The organism is Enterococcus sp. (assembly GCF_022711995.1).
In the GTDB taxonomy this organism is placed as follows: Bacteria; Bacillota; Bacilli; order Lactobacillales; family Enterococcaceae; genus Enterococcus_D.
In genome coordinates this window covers 1-18,867 of record NZ_JALAHI010000037.1, presented here as the reverse complement: position 1 = coordinate 18,867, position 18,867 = coordinate 1, and the positions used below count along the sequence as shown (strand labels likewise).

Sequence of the window (18,867 nt, the reverse complement as noted above, 5' to 3'; positions counted from 1 at the left end):
AGGAGGAACACCATTCATGGTTTATATTGATCCAAAACATTTGGAATTAGAAGACCGCGTTGTTGCGATCAACCGTGTAACTAAAGTTGTTAAAGGTGGACGTCGTCTACGTTTTGCTGCATTAGTTGTTGTCGGTGATAAAAACGGACACGTAGGTTTTGGTACTGGTAAAGCACAAGAAGTACCAGAAGCAATCCGTAAAGCAATCGAAGACGCGAAGAAAAACTTGGTAGAAGTACCAATGGTTGGTTCTACGATCCCTCACGAAGTTATCGGTGTATTCGGCGGCGGACGCATCCTTATGAAACCTGCTGTAGAAGGTTCTGGGGTAGCTGCTGGTGGACCCGTTCGTGCCGTATTGGAATTAGCTGGGGTAGCGGATATCACATCTAAATCTTTAGGTTCTAACACACCAATCAACGTTGTTCGCGCAACAGTTGAAGGGTTGAAACAATTGAAACGCGCTGAAGAAGTGGCAGCACTTCGCGGCAAATCAGTAGAAGAATTAATCGGTTAAGGAGGACACTATAATGGCTGAATTGAAAATCACTTTAAAACGCAGTATTATTGGACGTCCCCAAAACCAACGCGATACTGTAAAAGCGTTAGGTCTTACAAAGTTGAACTCAACAGTAGTAAAACCTGCCAATGATGCAATCAAAGGCATGGTCAACACTGTTTCTCACTTAGTGGACGTTGAAGAAGTCTAAGGATCAGCAGATCTAGTTTGATAAGGAGGTGCCAAACCTATGAAACTTCATGAATTAAAACCATCAGAAGGATCACGCCAAGTACGTAATCGTGTTGGTCGCGGAACTTCATCTGGTAACGGTAAAACAGCTGGACGCGGACAAAAAGGTCAAAAAGCTCGTTCAGGTGGCGGAGTACGTTTAGGCTTTGAAGGGGGACAAACACCATTGTTCCGTCGTTTGCCAAAACGCGGCTTTACAAATGTCAACCGCAAAGAATACGCAGTTATCAACCTTGATGTCTTAAACCGCTTCGAAGACGGTGCAGAAGTAACACCTGTTGCTTTGCATGAAGCTGGAATCGTCAAAGATGAAAAAGCTGGAATCAAAGTATTAGCAAATGGAGAACTAACGAAGAAATTGACTGTGAAAGCAGCAAAATTCTCAAAAGCAGCTGAAGAAGCAATCGTTGCTGCTGGTGGATCAATCGAGGTGATCTAATGTTCAAACTACTAAAGGATGCCTTTAAAGTAAAAGATATTAGATCCAGGATTTTCTTCACCGTACTTATCTTGTTTGTCTTTCGTCTGGGTACACATATTACTGTGCCAGGCGTAGACGCAAGCCGTTTGTTGGAAATTGCTGATTTACCGTTTCTGAACATGTTAAACTTGGTCAGCGGTGGTGCAATGCAGCAATTCTCGATCTTCTCAATGGGTGTGTCACCATATATCACTGCTTCGATTGTTATCCAATTGTTGCAAATGGATATTGTGCCTAGATTTGTTGAGTGGTCAAAACAAGGTGAAGTTGGTCGTAAGAAATTGAATCAGGCAACCCGTTATCTGACATTGGTACTGGCTTTCGTTCAGTCAATGACATTAACAGCCGGATTCAACTATTACACACAGCTTGGCTTTGTCAATAATCCAAATGTCTCTACCTTTATCGTGATTGGCTTGATTCTAACCGCAGGTACGATGTTCGTTACTTGGTTAGGAGAACAAATCACTGAACGAGGTATTGGGAATGGTGTGTCAATGATCATCTTTGCAGGGATCATTTCACGCTTGCCTGCTAGTATCAAAGAATTGGTAGAGGATTATTTCATCAATGTTGATCCATCTGATATTTGGATGAACGCATTGTTTATGGTCTTGCTTGTGGTAGCTGTTTTGGTCATCATCACATTTGTGACATATGTCCAACAAGCAGAACGCAAGATTCCAATTCAATATACTAAGCGAGTAGCTGGTGCACCTACAAGCAGTTACCTTCCATTGAAGGTCAACGCTGCTGGGGTTATTCCAGTAATCTTTGCAAGTTCGTTTATTACTACGCCAAATGCGATTATTCAAGCATTAGGCAGCTCATATAAAGGTGAAACTTGGTATGAAGTAGTACAAACGATTTTTAGTTATAACACCGTACCTGGTGCGATCATCTATACTGTTTTGATCGTGGCGTTTACGTTCTTCTATGCATTTGTACAAGTGAACCCTGAGAAATTAGCGGAAAACTTACAAAAACAAGGAAGTTATATTCCAAGTGTGCGCCCTGGTAAAGGAACAGAAGAATACGTTTCACGTCTGCTTATGCGATTAAGTACAGTTGGATCGGTCTTCTTGGGACTGGTTGCCTTGTTGCCAATCATCGCTCAGATGGTATGGAACTTGCCGCAATCAATCGGTTTAGGTGGAACAAGTTTATTGATCGTTATCGGGGTAGCTCTGGATACTGCCAAGCAGTTAGAAGGACTTATGCTGAAACGGAAATACACTGGTTTTATCAATTAAAGTTATTGAGGTGTTGAGGGCTTCCTCAACACTATTCAAAAACTTACAGGAGGAATTAGAATGAACCTCATTTTAATGGGACTACCTGGTGCCGGTAAAGGTACTCAGGCAGAACGTATCGTTGCTGAATACGGTCTTCCTCATATTTCTACAGGTGATATGTTTCGGGCTGCAATGGCCAACGAAACAGAATTAGGCCTGAAAGCAAAATCTTACATGGATCAAGGCGCTTTGGTTCCAGATGAGGTCACTAACGGTATCGTCAAAGAGCGTTTAGCTGAACCAGACACGGAGAAAGGCTTCTTATTAGATGGCTTCCCTCGTACGTTGGAACAAGCTGAAGCATTAGACGAAATGTTGAAAGACCTAAACAAAAAACTAGACGCTGTCATTGATATTCATGTTCCTGAAGAAGTTCTCGTAGAACGTTTAGCCGGCCGCTTCATGTGCCGCAATTGTGGGGCAACTTATCATAAATTGTTCAATCCGCCAAAAGTGGAAGGAACATGTGATCGTTGTGGAAGTCACGACTTCTACCAACGTGAAGATGATAAGCCTGAGACGGTCAAAAATCGTCTAGCTGTCAATATCAAAAGCAGTGAACCAATTCTAGCTTATTATAAAGAAAAAGGTTTATTGCAGTCGATTGATGGTGATCGCGACATCGATGCTGTATTTAAAGATGTTACAAACATCATTGACTAATCATAGATTGCCCGTCACCGACTTGCAGCTATAAAACTTTCTCTTGAAACCTTTGACAGAGTATGATAAAATATGTCAGTCCGACTTCTACTGTTATCAAGTAGAAGCATAGTTTGAGAATATCAGGTGGGAACCCCGTTTCCGCCATTTTATCGTGTGAAAATCACAAGTACAAGGAGGTACTGTGCGTGGCAAAAGAAGATATGATTGAAGTCGAAGGTACAGTCGTCGAAACTTTGCCGAATGCAATGTTTAAAGTCGAATTGGAAAACGGACACCAAGTTCTAGCGACCGTTTCTGGTAAGATCCGGATGCACTACATTCGTATATTACCTGGAGACAAAGTGACGGTTGAATTATCACCGTATGACCTGAACCGTGGCCGCATTACTTATCGCTTTAAATAATTGTACTCCGTAAAACCACAGGAGGTATTATCATGAAAGTAAGACCATCAGTAAAACCAATGTGCGAACATTGTAAAGTAATTCGTCGTAAAGGACGCGTTATGGTGATTTGCCCAGCAAATCCAAAACATAAACAACGTCAAGGATAATCGGAGGTGTAACAAATATGGCTCGTATTGCAGGAGTAGATATTCCTCGTGATAAACGTGTGGTCGTTTCACTTACTTATATCTATGGTATTGGTAACACGACTGCAAAACAAATTTTAGCAAACGCTGGCGTTTCTGAAGAAGTTCGTGTTCGTGATCTAACGAATGAACAAACAGATGCTATCCGTGCTGAAGTTGATAAATTAAAAGTTGAAGGTGACCTTCGTCGTGAAGTGAACTTAAACATCAAACGTTTGATGGAAATCGGTTCATACCGTGGTATCCGTCATCGCCGTGGATTGCCAGTTCGTGGACAAAACACGAAAAACAATGCACGTACTCGTAAAGGCCCGTCTAAAACAGTCGCAGGCAAGAAAAAATAATTCCTAAGTGAAGGAGGTTAAAACTTCATGGCAGCAAAAAAAGTGAGTCGCAAACGCCGTGTGAAAAAGAATATTGAAGCGGGTATTGCACATATTCACTCAACATTCAATAATACAATCATTATGATCACTGATACTCATGGGAATGCATTAGCATGGTCATCAGCTGGTTCATTAGGTTTCAAAGGAAGCAAAAAATCTACTCCTTTTGCCGCTCAAATGGCAGCAGAAACAGCTACCAAAGCAGCAATGGAACACGGATTAAGAACTGTAGAAGTAACAGTTAAAGGACCTGGTTCTGGACGTGAAGCAGCAATTCGTTCATTACAAGCAGCAGGTTTGGAAGTGACTGCAATCCGTGACGTGACTCCAGTCCCTCATAATGGATGCCGCCCTCCAAAACGCCGTCGTGTTTAATGAGTGCTGCTCATTTTGAGTGTAACAATTACGTCATTGAACAAGACACTTTTCGTTTTGAAAGGGGTAAAAGATAAGAATGATTGAATTCGAAAAACCAAGAATCGCAAAAATTGATGAAGAAAAAGATTATGGCAAGTTCATCGTTGAGCCTCTTGAAAGAGGATACGGAACTACTTTAGGAAATTCCTTACGTCGTATTTTATTATCTTCTTTACCTGGTGCAGCAATCACCAATATTCAAATCGATGGAGTTTTACACGAATTCTCAACTGTTAAGGGCGTACGGGAAGACGTTGCTCAAATCATCTTGAATATCAAAGGTCTTGCGTTAAAAATGTACGGGGATGAAGAAAAAACCCTGGAAATCGATATTACAGGACCTGCTACAGTAACTGCCGGCGATATCATCGTAGACAGTGATGTAGAAATCCTTAACAAAGATATGTATATCTGCAACGTTTCTGAAGGAGCTTCATTCCATGCTCGCTTAACTGTGAAACCTGGACGCGGCTACGTTCAAGCAGATGAAAATAAAAAAGAAGATATGCCAATCGGTGTTCTTCCAGTCGATTCAATCTATACACCAGTACGTCGTGTGAACTACCAAGTAGAAAACACTCGTGTTGGTCGTCGGGATGATTTTGACAAATTAACGATGGAAATATGGACTGATGGCTCAATTGAACCATTGGAAGCAATGAGTTTAGCTGCAAAAATCATGACTGAACATTTAGACATCTTTGTAAACCTAACGGACGAAGCGAAAAACGCGGAGATCATGGTGGAAAAAGAAGAAACACAAAAAGAAAAAATGTTGGAAATGACGATTGAAGAATTAGACTTATCTGTTCGTTCATACAACTGTCTAAAACGTGCAGGAATCAATACTGTACAAGAATTGACTAATAAATCTGAACCAGAAATGATCAAAGTACGGAACTTAGGCCGTAAATCTCTTGAAGAGGTCAAAGTGAAATTACACGATCTTGGTTTAGGACTACGTAAAGACGATTAAAAAGTCTTCGATTACGTTAGTTTCGGCTCGTCTGATCGAGACGACATACGAAAGTGAAGGAGGGAAACCACGTGAGTTATCGTAAACTAGGACGCACATCTAGCCAACGTAAAGCGATGTTGCGTGATTTAACAACTGATTTATTGATTAACGAACGCATCGTAACGACTGAAGCTCGTGCGAAAGAAGTTCGTTCAACTGCAGAAAAAATGATCACTTTAGGTAAACGTGGTGATTTGCATGCACGTCGCCAAGCAGCCGCATTTGTTCGTAATGAAGTTGCCAGCGTACGTGAAGAAAACGAAGAAGTAGTTATTGAATCAGCTTTGCAAAAACTATTCAATGATATCGCTCCTCGTTATACAGATCGCCAAGGTGGCTACACTCGCATCTTGAAAACAGAACCAAGACGCGGAGATGGTGCACCAATGGTTATCCTAGAACTTGTTTAAAATCACACTTATCATCACTTTATAGATGTTTATTAAGAGTGTTATGATGTTGGAAGAACCTTTCCGAGTCTAGCTCAGCGCCTACACCTCGATGTATTTCGAGGTGTACGCACTCATCATAAAGTGCTTTTTTTTTACTTTCGATGATCTGTCTTGACAGGTTATGGCAAGTGAAAACAAAGTTCTGTTTGAAAATCTCATCGGAATGATTGAAAATAGTTTGCTTTTTTGGTAGTGTAAGAAAGAATTAACTGGAATGAAGGAGTATATCATGAAGCCCATCATTGAATTGAATGCTATCACTGTTCGTTATACCGAAGAAGACCGCCCGGCACTAAACAATGTTTCTTTATCCATTGAACAAGGGGAATGGGTCGCACTTATCGGTCATAACGGTTCAGGAAAATCAACCTTGGCAAAAACCATCAACGGGTTGATTTTACCGCAAGAAGGAAGCGTTACAGTAGGAGACATGCTACTTAATGAAGAAAATATTTGGAATATCCGTAAAATGGTTGGAATGGTTTTTCAAAATCCTGACAATCAATTTGTCGGTTCTACTGTTGAAGATGATGTGGCATTTGGTCTGGAGAATCAAGGGATCCCTCGGGATGAGATGGTCACTCGAGTCAAAGATGCCTTAGAGCAAGTTCGGATGAGCGAGTTTGTGACTCGAGAGCCTGCTAGACTTTCTGGTGGACAAAAACAACGGGTGGCGATTGCCGGCGTTGTGGCGTTGCGTCCAAATATCATCATCTTAGATGAAGCAACAAGTATGCTGGATCCTGAAGGAAGAGCAGAAGTTATTTCTACGATCAAAAAAATCAAAGAAGAAAATAATTTGACCGTTCTATCAATTACCCATGATATCGATGAGGCAGCCAATGCCAACCGAGTGATGGTGATGCGTCAAGGGGAACTTGTCCGGGAAGGTACACCGGCAGAAATCTTTTCCGCAGGCCCGGAATTGATTGAACTAGGTCTAGACTTGCCTTTTCCAGAAAAATTAAAGGCGTCGTTGAAGCAACGAGGCATCTCTGTGCCGACAACATATTTGACAGAGGAAGGAATGGTGGATTGGTTATGGACATCCGTTTTGAAAAAGTAGCATTTACCTATCAACCGCATTCCCCATTTGAACAACGAGTGCTATTCGATATTGACCTCGATATTAAAGAAGGCTCATATACCGCATTAGTTGGGCACACAGGAAGCGGGAAATCCACCTTGCTTCAGCATCTAAATGCGTTATTAAAACCCACTGCTGGGAAAGTGACGATTGGTGATCGTGTGATCACTCCTGAAACGGACAATAAAAATTTGAAACCATTGCGTAAAAAAGTAGGCATTGTGTTTCAATTTCCTGAATCTCAGTTGTTTGAAGAAACCGTGGCTCGCGATATTGCTTTTGGTCCCAAAAACTTTGGTGTCAGTGAAGAAGCAGCGGCAGAACTAGCAAAAGAATACATCAAACTGGTCGGATTAGATGAGAGCTTTCTTGAACGCTCGCCATTTGATCTCTCAGGGGGGCAGATGCGCCGAGTAGCCATCGCTGGGGTCTTAGCAATGGAACCAGAAGTATTGGTGTTAGATGAGCCGACAGCAGGTTTAGATCCACAAGGGCGCAAAGAAATGATGGAGATGTTTCAGCGTCTGCACCAAGAAAAAAATATGACCATTGTCTTAGTCACTCACTTGATGGATGATGTCGCCAATTTTGCTGATTATGTCTATGTATTGGAAAAAGGACGTATCGTGAAGCAAGGTGCGCCAAAGACGGTATTTCAAGATACAGCGTGGTTGCAAGAAAAGCAACTAGGTGTGCCGACAGCCACTGCTTTTGCCGCATTATTACAGGAAAAAGGTGTGGCATTTGACTACCTGCCTTTGACAGCAGAAGAACTTGCGGATCAGCTTGTAGCAAAGGAGGCGACCGCAAATGATGAATAAACTGATTTTGGGACGCTTTATTCCCGGTGATTCGTTTATCCATAAACTGGATCCTCGGGTGAAATTACTTGCCAGTTTCTATTTTATCGGAATCATTTTTTTGGCAAACAATTGGCAGAGCTATCTTTTGGCGGCTGTCTTTACGTTAATTAGTATTTTTCTTTCAAAAATCGATTTTGGCTTTTTCGCTCGCGGCGTTCGCCCGCTGATCTGGCTGATTTTGTTTACGGTCGCATTGCAGGTTCTTTTCACGACTGGTGGAGAAGTCTATTGGTCTTGGTGGATCTTCAATATCACGGAATTTGGTTTACAAAACGGCGCCTTTATCTTTTGCCGCTTTGTGCTGATTATTTTTATGTCGACATTACTGACATTGACGACACCACCGTTGGAATTATCCGATGCCATCGAATATATATTACGCCCTTTAAAAGCCGTCCGATTCCCTGTCCATGAAATTTCTCTCATGCTGTCCATCGCGTTGCGCTTTGTGCCGACATTGATGGATGAAACAGAGAAAATCATGAATGCACAGCGGGCTCGTGGTGTTGATTTTGGTGCAGGTGGGTTGTTACAAAAGATGAAGGCGATCGTTCCATTGCTGATCCCTTTGTTTGTCAGCAGCTTTAACCGAGCGGAGGAACTAGCAACAGCCATGGAGGCTAGAGGCTATCAAGGCGGTGAAGGACGGACAAAATACCGAATCCTTCATTGGCACAACCGTGATACCCTCGTCGTGCTGGTCTTTGCGCTCTTTACAGTAGGGTTAGTCTTATTAAGAGGATAGAATGAGGATCTGGGGAGTGTGCAATCGACTCCTCAGATTTTTTTGAGAAAATGAAAGCAGGTGAAAAGATGGTACGTTACAAAGCGACCATTGCCTATGACGGCACCAATTTCCAAGGGTTTCAGCGACAACCCAATGGACGCACAGTACAAGAAGAAATTGAAAAAACATTGACGCGGATGAACAACGGTCAGGCAATCCAAATTCACGGTTCCGGACGGACCGATGCCGGCGTTCATGCTTTAGGACAAGTGATCCATTTTGATTTTGACGAACGTCCACTGGAAAAAATGCGTTTTGGGCTTGATACACAAACGCCGGAAGATATTGCTGTGAAACAGGTAGAGATCGTGGATGCAAACTTTCATGCCCGCTATCTTGTGCGGGAGAAGACCTACCAATTTCGTGTCGATATCGGCAAACCCCGTAGTCCTTTTCGCAGATACTATGCCAGCTATTATCCGTATCCGTTGGATCTTGCAAAGATTCAACAGGCACTGCCGGATTTATTAGGCACCCATGATTTTACCAGTTTTTGTGCCACTGGCAGTTCTGTGGAAGACAAAGTCCGGACGATTCATCAAGCCACTATGGAAGTCAACGAGGCTGGCGATGAGCTGCTTTTTACTTTTCGCGGCGATGGCTTCTTGTACAAGATGATTCGCATTATCGTAGGGACCTTGTTAAAGATTGGTAATGGACGAATGCCTGCCGACTGTATCCCTGCCATTATCGCGCAAAAAGACCGCAATGCGGCTGGACCGACGGCTCATCCAGAAGGACTGTATCTAGTTCAAGTCAATTATGAATAAGCAACAAAGAAGCGCCCCCCAGTCCTTGATTCAAATCGAGGTCTGGGAGGCGCTTCTTTTACTAGTTGTTTCCTTTTACTACTTACTCATTTTGTGAGGGCAATAAGTGGTTCAACGGTTTGTCTTGTCTTGGTATCGGTCCGCTGCGCCAGTCGCCGTTTTTCTTTGATAGAAATAACGGAACAAGATAAAGAGGAGCAGACAGGTGAAGAACAAGATGACACCGATCATAAAGCCTTGGGGTAAATAAGTCAATTCCAGATGGTGGGTGCCACTTGGAATCGTCACACTGATAAAGGCATCCTGAAAGGCATCGATAGCAATAGGCTTGCCATCCAATTTGGCCGACCAGCCTTTATCATAAGGAATCGTCGTAATAAGCTGCTGTTCTTTCTCCGTCGTGATATCCGCTTGGGCATTTCGTTTGCCGACAGTCATAGCAACGTCTTTCTTTTGGATCGCATCAATCGCTCGTTGAAAGGCGTTGGTATCTAATGTGACCACTTGTGGATTTTGGAAAGAAATCGACTGAGTCCCATAGAAACTGGCGGTAAATTGAACCGTCGTCTCTGTATCGTAGTAGCCTAAATCATAATACTGACCATTGATTCCGATTTGACTTTCGCGTTGTTCACCGTTGACAGTAATCGTTGCGGTCGAGCTCTCTAATTCGCCAAAGTTTGCCGGATACAGACTCAGATAGGCTTGGGAATGCGCCGGTACGGTTACTTGCCAAGTGATTTCTTTGGCAATATTGCCTTCTTGTTCTTTGAAAGTTGTGTACATGCCATTTTCTGTGATCTCTGTATTATTGCTGCTAATGACAGTGATAGGGTGGAAACTAAAATAATTTTGTTCAATATTTGCCAATCCATTGATCAGATTCTTTTGGCTTGTTAGATTGTCGTTGGCTGGCTGCTGGATCTCGTTGATAGAGGGATCTGCTAAAAAGCCTAGTGGCAGCGCATTTTTATTTTGATACAGTTTATAGTCGCCAGCCTCACCTACACGGTCAAAGCCATATTTCGATAAATTCTGTTTGCTGATGTTGTATTTGATCCCAGTAAAAGCATCCATCAATAGGGTGTTATTCGGGTAGCGAATATTCAGATTGGTTCCTCTTGAACGGAAGCCTAGTTTGTCTAGGTAGCTGGAAGAGTTGCGGTTACGGATCGAAGAAAACATACTTACACCGCTGTAACCGTAATTGATACTATCGTTAGACGATACAGGATCCAAATTTTCTAAGCGGAAAAAGGTCTCATTTTCTTTATCGGCTTGATCCACTAACTGCTTGATCGCCGGGTAAGGATTCGTGAATAAACTTCGAGAAGCGTAATTCCAATCATTTAAGATTCCCCGAACCATCCCACTGGTATTGATCGCCATCTCACCGCAAACGAAAACCAATAAAAGGAGTGCGACTTTCTTTTTGCTCAACATTCCAAGCTGACCAAAACCAATAGATAGCAAGTAAAGAACGAGGAAGACGACCGTCAATGCGAAAGAAGCAGTTGAGACGTATTCATAAGAGCTTCCGCCTAAAGCAAAGGAAAGGGCAAAGAGCGCGATCGTAGAGAGTCCTACGATCACAAAAAGCCCACGGTCTTTTTGCTGCAATTGTTCCCAACCGTATCCAGCTAACAGGATAACTAAAAAGGAGAACAAATAGGCATAGCGGAACAAAAACATATTGGGTGCGTGCATTCCGTGCCAGAATAGATTCAATGGAACAATATAGAAGCTGGCGATCAAAACACCAAAAAGTCCAGCATACAATAGTTTATCTTTTAAAGGAATCTTCTTGGAAACAAAATATATAATACAAAATAGGACGGGCAAGAGGCCGATATAAATAAAAGGGATCGAGCCGTATTTGGTCGTATCATATACGCCAATCATATTTTTCATTACGATATCAAAGACACCAGTGGCTTCGGTTTTGAACTTCGTAATGGTCGAGAGTTCTTCTCCGTTTGAGCGCAAATCAAGTACCGCTGGCAAAATGATGATCATGGAAGCTCCACCAGCTAATAAGGAAGTAATCCCATAAGGTATGATCGCTTTCTTGTTTTGCTTCCAATTGCGGCCTAACTGTACCAGCAAATACAAGACAGAGAACACACCGATCATGAATCCCATATAAAAACTCGAGATGAATAGCAGCAAGTAGCTGACAAATAAAAGAGTCGGCTTTCTTTTCTGCAAGATACGGTCAATCCCTAAAATCACTAATGGCAAATAGATCAGGGCATCTAGCCACATGATCAATTCAGAATGAGCCGTGATAAAAGACATCAAGGCATAGCAGACAGCTAATGTCACATGGTGCCAGCGCTGAAGCTTGAATGTTTGACTTGCATAAAACCAAAATGCCAAACCAGCACTGCCGATTTTCAAAAGGGTCAGTACATAGAGGGCATCGGGCATCAATTGATTTGGAAAGAATAAAACCAGTGGTGTAAACAGTCCCCCTAAATAGTAAGAAACCAATGCCAGATAGTTCAGCCCCAAGGAGGCGTTCCACGTGTAAAAAATGCTTTGTTTTCCTAATAAGACATTCCGAAAACTAGCATGAAAATTTGAAAATTGCGAAAAAGCATCGCTCGCTAACACACTGCGGCTGCTGCCGGGATAAATCCCAATCGTTAAATAAATGACTGCCATAATAAGCAGCGGTAGTAAAAAACTGGCGGTCATATAAGGCCAATGTTGTTTGACGAATGATTTGATAGTAGCCAAGAATAGTCACCTAATCCCTATGAATTTTTTATTAGTGTACCATAATTCAAAGAATTAAAAAAACAATCTCACTAGCTGTTTAAAGAAAAAATAAAGGAGGTGGGAGAAGGAAAGATGGAAAAAAGACAACAAAAAAGACCGCTCATAAGAACGGCCGAAAATGTGTGGTTAAGATTATACGCGCTCAACTTTTCCAGATTTCAAAGCACGAGTTGACACCCAAACTTTTTTAGGTTTTCCGTCAATCATAACGCGAACTTTTTGCAAGTTAGGTTTCACAGTACGTTTCGTCGCATTCATTGCGTGTGAACGGTTGTTTCCACTTGTAGTTTTACGTCCAGTAAAGTAACAAACTTTAGCCATGTGGTTATTTCCTCCTTTGCCTTGATGTTGGAGCGCTATTTCAGCTCATACCATCTGAATTTATCATAGAAAGTTAGAAAATGCAAGGGTAATTTTCAAGAAAGATTGACTTTTGACAGCAAACATTGTAAATTAAACAAGGTCAGAATACAAGAATATCTGATGCTAAGCCCCTTTTCATAAGTCACATCCTTTTATTTGACTAGCAGCTATGATAAAATATGAAAGAAGAAAGATGGGAATATCCCGTTTAAGGAGGCTATATTATGGCTGTAAAAATTAAAACCTCATCAGGTATTATTGAAATTAGTAACGAGGTCATCGCCACGGTTGTCGGCGGCGCAGCAACAGATGTGTTTGGCATTGTAGGCATGGCCAGCAAGAAACAAATCAAAGACAACATCAATGAAATTTTACGCAAAGAAAATTATTCTCGCGGTGTCGTTGTTCGTCAAGAAGAAAACGGTATTGCAGTGGATGTCTACACGATCGTTAGCTATGGCACAAAAATTTCTGAAGTTTCACGCAATGTGCAAGAAAAAGTGAAATACAATCTTGAAACAATGTTAGGCGTTTCAGCAAATTCAGTAAATGTTTTTGTCCAAGGTGTACGTGTACTGCCAGATTAGGCAAGAGATCCGTTTGTGGCGGATGATTTTAAGGAGGATTATCAGTGAAGGTAACGAATATCAGCGCAGGTCAGTTTCAAGAGATGGTACAGGCAGGCGCGGCTCGTCTACAAGTAAATGCAGAGTTTGTCAATTCATTGAATGTATTTCCAGTCCCTGACGGAGATACAGGAACGAATATGAATTTATCAATGACAAGCGGTGCAAAAGCAGTAGCAGATGCCACTTCAGAAAAAGTGGGCGATCTTGCCACAACTCTTTCAAAAGGACTATTAATGGGCGCACGAGGAAACTCAGGCGTCATTTTGTCTCAATTGTTCCGTGGGTTTGCCAAAGCGATCCCAATGGTGGAAACATTAACCGCGCCAGAATTGGCAGAAGCCTTTACACATGGGGTCGAAACCGCCTATAAAGCTGTTATGAAGCCTGTTGAAGGAACGATTCTGACAGTAGCACGTATCGCGGCAGAATATGGCGAGAAAAAAGCGCAAACCAGCGATGACTGTGTAGAAGTGATGAAAGCAGTCGTTCATGGGGCAAAACGTTCATTAGCCAAAACCCCTGATTTATTGCCAGTCTTAAAGGAAGTTGGCGTAGTCGATAGTGGCGGACAAGGATTATTATTCATTTATGAAGGTTTCTTGAACGCATTGACTGGAGAATACCAAGCCAATGATGTCTATGAGCCAACACCAGCAGCCATGGATGAAATGGTCAATGCTGAACATCATCGCAGTGTGCAAGGACAAATGGCTACTGAAGATATCAAATTCGGTTATTGTACAGAGATCATGGTTAAAATCGGTGAAGGTCCAACGGTGGACAGCACCTTTGATTATGAAACATTCCGAAATTATTTAAATGAACTAGGGGATTCTTTGCTAGTCGTCAACGATGATGAAATCATCAAAGTTCACGTCCACACGGAACACCCAGGGGAAGTCATGAACTATGGCCAAAAATTTGGTTCATTGATCAAAATCAAAGTAGACAATATGCGTGTTCAACACGAAACAATTCTGGAACACGATCAACCATCTGCTGCAGTGAAACATCCTCGCACCCCTTATGCAATCATAGCGATTGCAGCCGGTGACGGATTAAATAAATTGTTTACCAGCCTAGGTGCAAGCTATGTGATCAGCGGCGGCCAAACGATGAATCCAAGTACGGAAGATATCGTGACTGCAATCAATGAAGTCAATGCCGATCAGGTCATCGTCTTGCCAAACAATAAAAATATCTTTATGGCGGCCCAACAAGCAGCTGAAGTATCAGAATTGCCAGTGGCTGTTGTTGAGACCCGGACGATTTCACAAGGGATGACAGCGATGTTAGCCTTTAATGAACAAGCAACATTAGCAGAAAATCAACAAGCGATGACGGAAGTCTTATCAAGTGTTGTCAGCGGCTCAGTGACTCACGCGATTCGCAATACATCGATTGATGGGATTGAAATCACAGAAGGCGACTTCTTAGGTATGGTCGATGGAAAAATCGTAGTTTCGGTACCCGATCGCTTCTCAGCGTCCATGGATACATTGACTAAAATGATCTCAGATGACACGGAGATCGTCACGATTATCATTGGTGAAGAAGGAAAAGCCAAAGAAGCAGCAAAAATTGAAGCAGCATTGACAGAAATCCATCCGGAGATCGAAGTGGAGATCCATCAAGGAGATCAACCTGTTTATCCATATCTTTTCTCGGCTGAATAATACATGAAGACAGACGGGGCAAAAGTCGCAGGGCGATTTTTGTCTCGTCTCTTTTTCGATTGAGAAGGGAAAGACAGCTTTTTTTTCGACTTCTTTCCTAATCTTTCGTAAATGAACTAGAGAAGTGTAAAATAAAGAAAAGCGGTACACAACTATTTTTGAGGAGGGAAGCAATGCTTGATCAACCAATCACTGTCTTGTCTGGTGTCGGAGAAAAACGGGCAAAAGATCTCGCAGCACTTGGCATCCAGACGATCGAAGATTTACTGAGATACTACCCCTTTCGCTACGAAGATATTCAAGAACGTCAGTTAAACGAAATACAAGACCAAGAAAAAGTCACGATCAAAGGCATCGTTGTTTCGCCTGCTGTGTTGAATCGCTTTGGCTATAAAAAGAGCCGTCTGCAATTTCGCATGATGCAAGACCATGATGTCTTCAATGTTTCCTTTTTTAATCAGCCTTATCTGAAAGACAAAGTTGAATTGTCAGAAGAAATCGCCGTCTATGGGAAATGGGATGCAAAGCGGAAGTCATTATCCGGAATGAAGATTCTTGGCAGTAAGAAGCCCGGAGACTTTGCCCCTATTTATCATGTGAACAAATCAGTCCGGCAAAGTGTGCTGGTGGACCTGATTCGGCAGGCTTTTGAACGGTATGGGGAGCAAATCGAGGAGATCCTTCCACTGTCATTAATTGAGAAGTACCGTTTGCTGGACCGCCGTACTGCTATGCGGGCGATGCACTTTCCACAAGACCCAAAAGAAAGCCATCAAGCGAAGCGTCGGATCGTTTTTGAGGAATTCTTTTTATTTCAGATGCAGATCCAAGGATTAAAAAACTCGGAAAAGTCCGAAAAAAATGGCTTAGCCATTGATTATGATGTTCAGCGGCTCAAAGCATTTACTCAAACACTGCCTTTTGAACTGACTGCTGCGCAAAAGCGAGTCACCAACGAGATCTGCCATGATCTCAAAAGTCCGCAACACATGCAGCGATTGCTGCAAGGAGATGTTGGGAGCGGTAAAACAGTCGTGGCAGCAATTGCACTGTACGCCACCATGACAGCTGGCTTTCAAGGGGCCTTGATGGTGCCGACAGAGATTCTGGCGCAACAGCACTTGGAAAGCTTGAATCAACTCTTTGATCCTTTAGAAGTAACTACAGCGTTGCTGACAGGTTCTACCAAAGCAAAGGAACGCCGGGTCATCTTGGAACAATTAGCGGCAGGTGAGATCGATATTGTCGTAGGAACTCATGCCTTGATTCAGGAAGGGGTCAATTTTGCCCATCTAGGCTTAGTCATCACCGATGAACAACATCGCTTTGGTGTCAATCAGCGGAAGGTTTTACGGGAAAAGGGCTATCTGCCAGATGTCTTGTTCATGACGGCGACGCCGATTCCACGAACCTTAGCCATCACGGCCTATGGCGAGATGGATGTGTCGATCATCGATGAGATGCCGGCAGGACGAATTCCGGTGGAAACCCGCTGGGTGCGTCCGCCTCAATTGGAATCTGTGTTGGACTGGGCTCGTCAGGAATTAGTCAAAGGACACCAAATGTATGTGATCTGTCCGCTGATCGAAGAATCAGAGATGCTAGATGTCAAGAATGCCACGGAGATTTACGAGCAGCTACAGGGGCATTTTGCTCCTGACTACCAAGTAGGCATTCTCCACGGCAAAATGAAGAATACCGATAAAGATGCCATCATGGAAGAATTCAAAGACAATCAGCTGCAAATCTTAGTATCAACGACAGTTATTGAAGTCGGGGTAAATGTTCCGAATGCAACGGTCATGCTGATCATTGATGCGGATCGTTTCGGACTAGCTCAGCTGCACCAGTTGCGGGGGCGTGTGGGTCGAGGAGCTGAAGCCTCGTATTGTATTTTGGTGGCCAATCCCAAAAATGAAACCGGGGTAGAGCGGATGAAAATCATGACTGAAACCACCAATGGTTTTATTGTCAGTGAAAAAGACCTGAAGTTACGGGGACCGGGGGAAGTCTTTGGTAACCGTCAATCCGGTTTACCAGAGTTTGCTGCCGCAGACTTAGTCGCTGATGCCCATATTCTTGAAGTCGCCCAAGTAGAAGCCACACAAATCTGGCAGAAACCTCAATGGCAAGTCTTACCAGAGTATCAAGGCTTAGCGGATTATTTAGCCGCACAAAAGCAAGACAATCAATTTTTTGATTAAAGAATATGGTATACTATTTTGGAAAAATGAAGGGAGTGGCGAAAGTCATGAGAATTGCCGTAGATGCCATGGGTGGCGATAATGCACCAAAAGCAATCGTTGAAGGCGTCATGTTAGCAAAAAAAGAGTATCCAGAAATTGAATTTCTATTATATGGAAAAGAAGATGAAATCAGAAAATATGTGACCGACGAAAGTCAACTCACGATCATTCACACCGATGAAAAAATCAACAGTGATGATGAACCCGTAAAAGCGATCCGCCGCAAGAAAAATGCGTCAATGGTCTTGGCAGCGCAAGCAGTCAAAGAAGGAAAGGCCGATGCCATTTTCTCTGCTGGAAATACCGGGGCTTTGTTAGCTGCTGGTCTGTTTATTGTCGGACGAATCAAAGGCATCGAACGTCCGGGATTGATGTCAACGATGCCCGTTCTAGGAAAAGAAGCTGGATTCGATATGCTGGATCTAGGCGCCAATGCAGACAATAAGGCAGAGCATTTAGTGCAATATGCCGTATTGGGTTCCTTTTATGCCCAAAAAGTCCGAGGCATCAAACAGCCGCGGGTAGGGCTGTTGAACAATGGTACCGAAGAAACCAAAGGCAGCGAGCTGACCAAAAAAGCCTTTGAACTGTTGACCGAAGAACCATCGATTCATTTTATTGGAAACGTTGAGGCGCGGGAACTGTTGAATGGGGCGGCAGATGTAGTAGTGACCGATGGATTTACTGGAAATGCTGTTTTAAAATCTATTGAAGGCACTGCATTGAATATGATGTCGCTGTTGAAACAGTCTATTATGAGTTCGGGAACCAAAGGGAAATTGGGCGCTTTATTATTGAAAGATGCCTTACGCAATTTGAAAAACGAGATGGATTATGCCAAACACGGAGGGGCTGTTTTGTTTGGTCTGAAAGCACCCGTAATCAAAACCCATGGAGCGACGGGTCCAGATGCTGTGGCAGCGACCATCAAACAAATCCATACGATGTTGCAGGCCGAAGTAGTGCCCCAATTGGTGGCGCACTTTGAAGAAGCGCCTAAGCAAGAAGAGTCAGCGCAATGAGACTGCAATCATTGTAATGAAAATGCAAAAAAACACTGGACAAATCTGTGGGTAAGCAGTACAATGTTTGTTAGCCATTCTATGTTTTGTGTGAACGCGTGGAGGTGAAGGCAATTGACGCGAGAAGAAGTATTCAAGAAAGTTGCAGTAGTGATCGCAAATCATTTTGAGATCGATGCAGATAAAGTAACGGATACAATGAGTATTAAAGACGACTTGAACGCTGATTCAATCAGTGTGATGGAATTCGTCTTAGAATTAGAAGATGAATTTGGTACGGAGATTTCTGATGAAGATGCCGAACAGATTGAAACTGTCGGCGGAGCAGTTGATTATATTTCAAGCCATCTTGCTTAAGACAGATACAAGAGCTGAGTCCTAGATGACCCAGCTCTTTCTTTATCGGATTTTGTTTATTAATCATTCGTTTATTGAAAAAAATGTGGCTTTTTTTGCACCATCCTAAAAAAATGTAAGTTTAATGTAAGTATTCTGAAAATTCAGTATCTTAAAAATTTATAGACTTGCATTCTGGTGAGCGATTCTATATAATTATTAAGAAAATATTACACGATGTTAAGA

Annotated in this window: 22 protein-coding genes; 20 read left to right on the top strand and 2 right to left on the bottom strand. The window is 42.6% G+C overall.

From position 1 onward, the window contains the following. Positions 1-16: 16 nt before the first annotated feature. The 15 genes from rpsE (at position 17) to truA (ending at position 9,565) form a co-directional block, all read left to right on the top strand. Complete coding sequence (rpsE, locus tag Q0A12_RS03380; protein ID WP_003128014.1) at positions 17-517, top strand: 30S ribosomal protein S5; 501 nt, start codon at positions 17-19, stop codon at positions 515-517. A gap of 13 nt (positions 518-530) precedes the next feature. Then, positions 531-710 (top strand): 50S ribosomal protein L30, encoded by a 180-nt coding sequence (gene rpmD / locus Q0A12_RS03375; RefSeq protein ID WP_003128015.1) that lies wholly within the window; start codon positions 531-533, stop codon positions 708-710. Positions 711-749: 39 nt separating this feature from the next. Continuing rightward, positions 750-1,190 carry a 50S ribosomal protein L15 gene (rplO, locus tag Q0A12_RS03370; RefSeq protein ID WP_003128016.1) on the top strand — a complete coding sequence of 147 codons (441 nt, stop codon included), beginning with the start codon at positions 750-752 and terminating at the stop codon, positions 1,188-1,190. Further along, positions 1,190-2,485, top strand: coding sequence for a preprotein translocase subunit SecY (gene secY, locus Q0A12_RS03365; protein ID WP_291291289.1), 1,296 nt, complete (start codon positions 1,190-1,192; stop codon positions 2,483-2,485). The genes rplO and secY overlap by 1 nt, the downstream gene beginning before the upstream one ends. Positions 2,486-2,545: 60 nt before the next feature. Next, positions 2,546-3,190 carry an adenylate kinase gene (locus Q0A12_RS03360; protein ID WP_291291288.1) on the top strand — a complete coding sequence of 215 codons (645 nt, stop codon included), beginning with the start codon at positions 2,546-2,548 and terminating at the stop codon, positions 3,188-3,190. A gap of 188 nt (positions 3,191-3,378) precedes the next feature. Next, entirely contained in the window at positions 3,379-3,597 is a 219-nt protein-coding gene (gene infA, locus Q0A12_RS03355) for a translation initiation factor IF-1 (RefSeq protein ID WP_002288695.1), read from the top strand. 32 nt (positions 3,598-3,629) lie between these two features. Continuing rightward, positions 3,630-3,746 (top strand): 50S ribosomal protein L36, encoded by a 117-nt coding sequence (gene rpmJ / locus Q0A12_RS03350; protein ID WP_002288710.1) that lies wholly within the window; start codon positions 3,630-3,632, stop codon positions 3,744-3,746. A gap of 17 nt (positions 3,747-3,763) precedes the next feature. Further along, on the top strand, positions 3,764-4,129 hold the full coding sequence (gene rpsM, locus Q0A12_RS03345; protein ID WP_003128035.1) for a 30S ribosomal protein S13: 366 nt from the start codon (positions 3,764-3,766) through the stop codon (positions 4,127-4,129). A gap of 27 nt (positions 4,130-4,156) precedes the next feature. Further along, entirely contained in the window at positions 4,157-4,546 is a 390-nt protein-coding gene (gene rpsK / locus Q0A12_RS03340; protein ID WP_003128036.1) for a 30S ribosomal protein S11, read from the top strand. Between the two features lie 79 nt (positions 4,547-4,625). Beyond that, a complete protein-coding gene (locus Q0A12_RS03335) occupies positions 4,626-5,564 on the top strand; it encodes a DNA-directed RNA polymerase subunit alpha (protein WP_003128037.1) in 939 nt (312 codons plus the stop codon). A gap of 71 nt (positions 5,565-5,635) precedes the next feature. Next, on the top strand, positions 5,636-6,016 hold the full coding sequence (rplQ, locus tag Q0A12_RS03330; RefSeq protein ID WP_291291287.1) for a 50S ribosomal protein L17: 381 nt from the start codon (positions 5,636-5,638) through the stop codon (positions 6,014-6,016). Between the two features lie 271 nt (positions 6,017-6,287). After that, positions 6,288-7,124 carry an energy-coupling factor ABC transporter ATP-binding protein gene (locus Q0A12_RS03325; RefSeq protein WP_291291286.1) on the top strand — a complete coding sequence of 279 codons (837 nt, stop codon included), beginning with the start codon at positions 6,288-6,290 and terminating at the stop codon, positions 7,122-7,124. After that, a complete protein-coding gene (locus Q0A12_RS03320; RefSeq protein WP_291291285.1) occupies positions 7,100-7,966 on the top strand; it encodes an energy-coupling factor ABC transporter ATP-binding protein in 867 nt (288 codons plus the stop codon). The genes Q0A12_RS03325 and Q0A12_RS03320 overlap by 25 nt, the downstream gene beginning before the upstream one ends. After that, a complete protein-coding gene (locus Q0A12_RS03315; RefSeq protein WP_291291284.1) occupies positions 7,956-8,753 on the top strand; it encodes an energy-coupling factor transporter transmembrane component T in 798 nt (265 codons plus the stop codon). Before Q0A12_RS03320 ends, Q0A12_RS03315 begins: the two co-directional genes overlap by 11 nt. 68 nt (positions 8,754-8,821) lie before the next feature. After that, the gene (gene truA / locus Q0A12_RS03310; protein WP_291291283.1) at positions 8,822-9,565 is read left to right on the top strand and encodes a tRNA pseudouridine(38-40) synthase TruA; all 744 of its coding nucleotides are present in this window, start codon (positions 8,822-8,824) and stop codon (positions 9,563-9,565) included. A gap of 111 nt (positions 9,566-9,676) precedes the next feature. On the opposite strand, the gene Q0A12_RS03305 is transcribed toward truA, so the two are convergent. Both Q0A12_RS03305 and rpmB read right to left on the bottom strand, forming a co-directional pair. Continuing rightward, a complete protein-coding gene (locus Q0A12_RS03305) occupies positions 9,677-12,307 on the bottom strand; it encodes a YfhO family protein (RefSeq protein ID WP_291291282.1) in 2,631 nt (876 codons plus the stop codon). A gap of 174 nt (positions 12,308-12,481) precedes the next feature. Continuing rightward, positions 12,482-12,670 (bottom strand): 50S ribosomal protein L28, encoded by a 189-nt coding sequence (gene rpmB, locus Q0A12_RS03300; protein WP_003128045.1) that lies wholly within the window; start codon positions 12,668-12,670, stop codon positions 12,482-12,484. A 266-nt stretch (positions 12,671-12,936) separates the two neighbouring features. Between rpmB and Q0A12_RS03295 the strand changes: the two genes are divergently transcribed. The 5 genes from Q0A12_RS03295 (at position 12,937) to acpP (ending at position 18,642) form a co-directional block, all read left to right on the top strand. Further along, a complete protein-coding gene (locus Q0A12_RS03295; RefSeq protein ID WP_003128046.1) occupies positions 12,937-13,299 on the top strand; it encodes an Asp23/Gls24 family envelope stress response protein in 363 nt (120 codons plus the stop codon). 44 nt (positions 13,300-13,343) lie between these two features. Further along, the gene (locus Q0A12_RS03290) at positions 13,344-15,017 is read left to right on the top strand and encodes a DAK2 domain-containing protein (protein ID WP_291291281.1); all 1,674 of its coding nucleotides are present in this window, start codon (positions 13,344-13,346) and stop codon (positions 15,015-15,017) included. A gap of 158 nt (positions 15,018-15,175) precedes the next feature. Next, the gene (gene recG / locus Q0A12_RS03285; RefSeq protein WP_291291280.1) at positions 15,176-17,221 is read left to right on the top strand and encodes an ATP-dependent DNA helicase RecG; all 2,046 of its coding nucleotides are present in this window, start codon (positions 15,176-15,178) and stop codon (positions 17,219-17,221) included. A gap of 47 nt (positions 17,222-17,268) precedes the next feature. Further along, entirely contained in the window at positions 17,269-18,285 is a 1,017-nt protein-coding gene (plsX, locus tag Q0A12_RS03280) for a phosphate acyltransferase PlsX (RefSeq protein ID WP_291291279.1), read from the top strand. Between the two features lie 114 nt (positions 18,286-18,399). Next, complete coding sequence (gene acpP / locus Q0A12_RS03275) at positions 18,400-18,642, top strand: acyl carrier protein (RefSeq protein WP_003128051.1); 243 nt, start codon at positions 18,400-18,402, stop codon at positions 18,640-18,642. Positions 18,643-18,867: the final 225 nt, after the last annotated feature.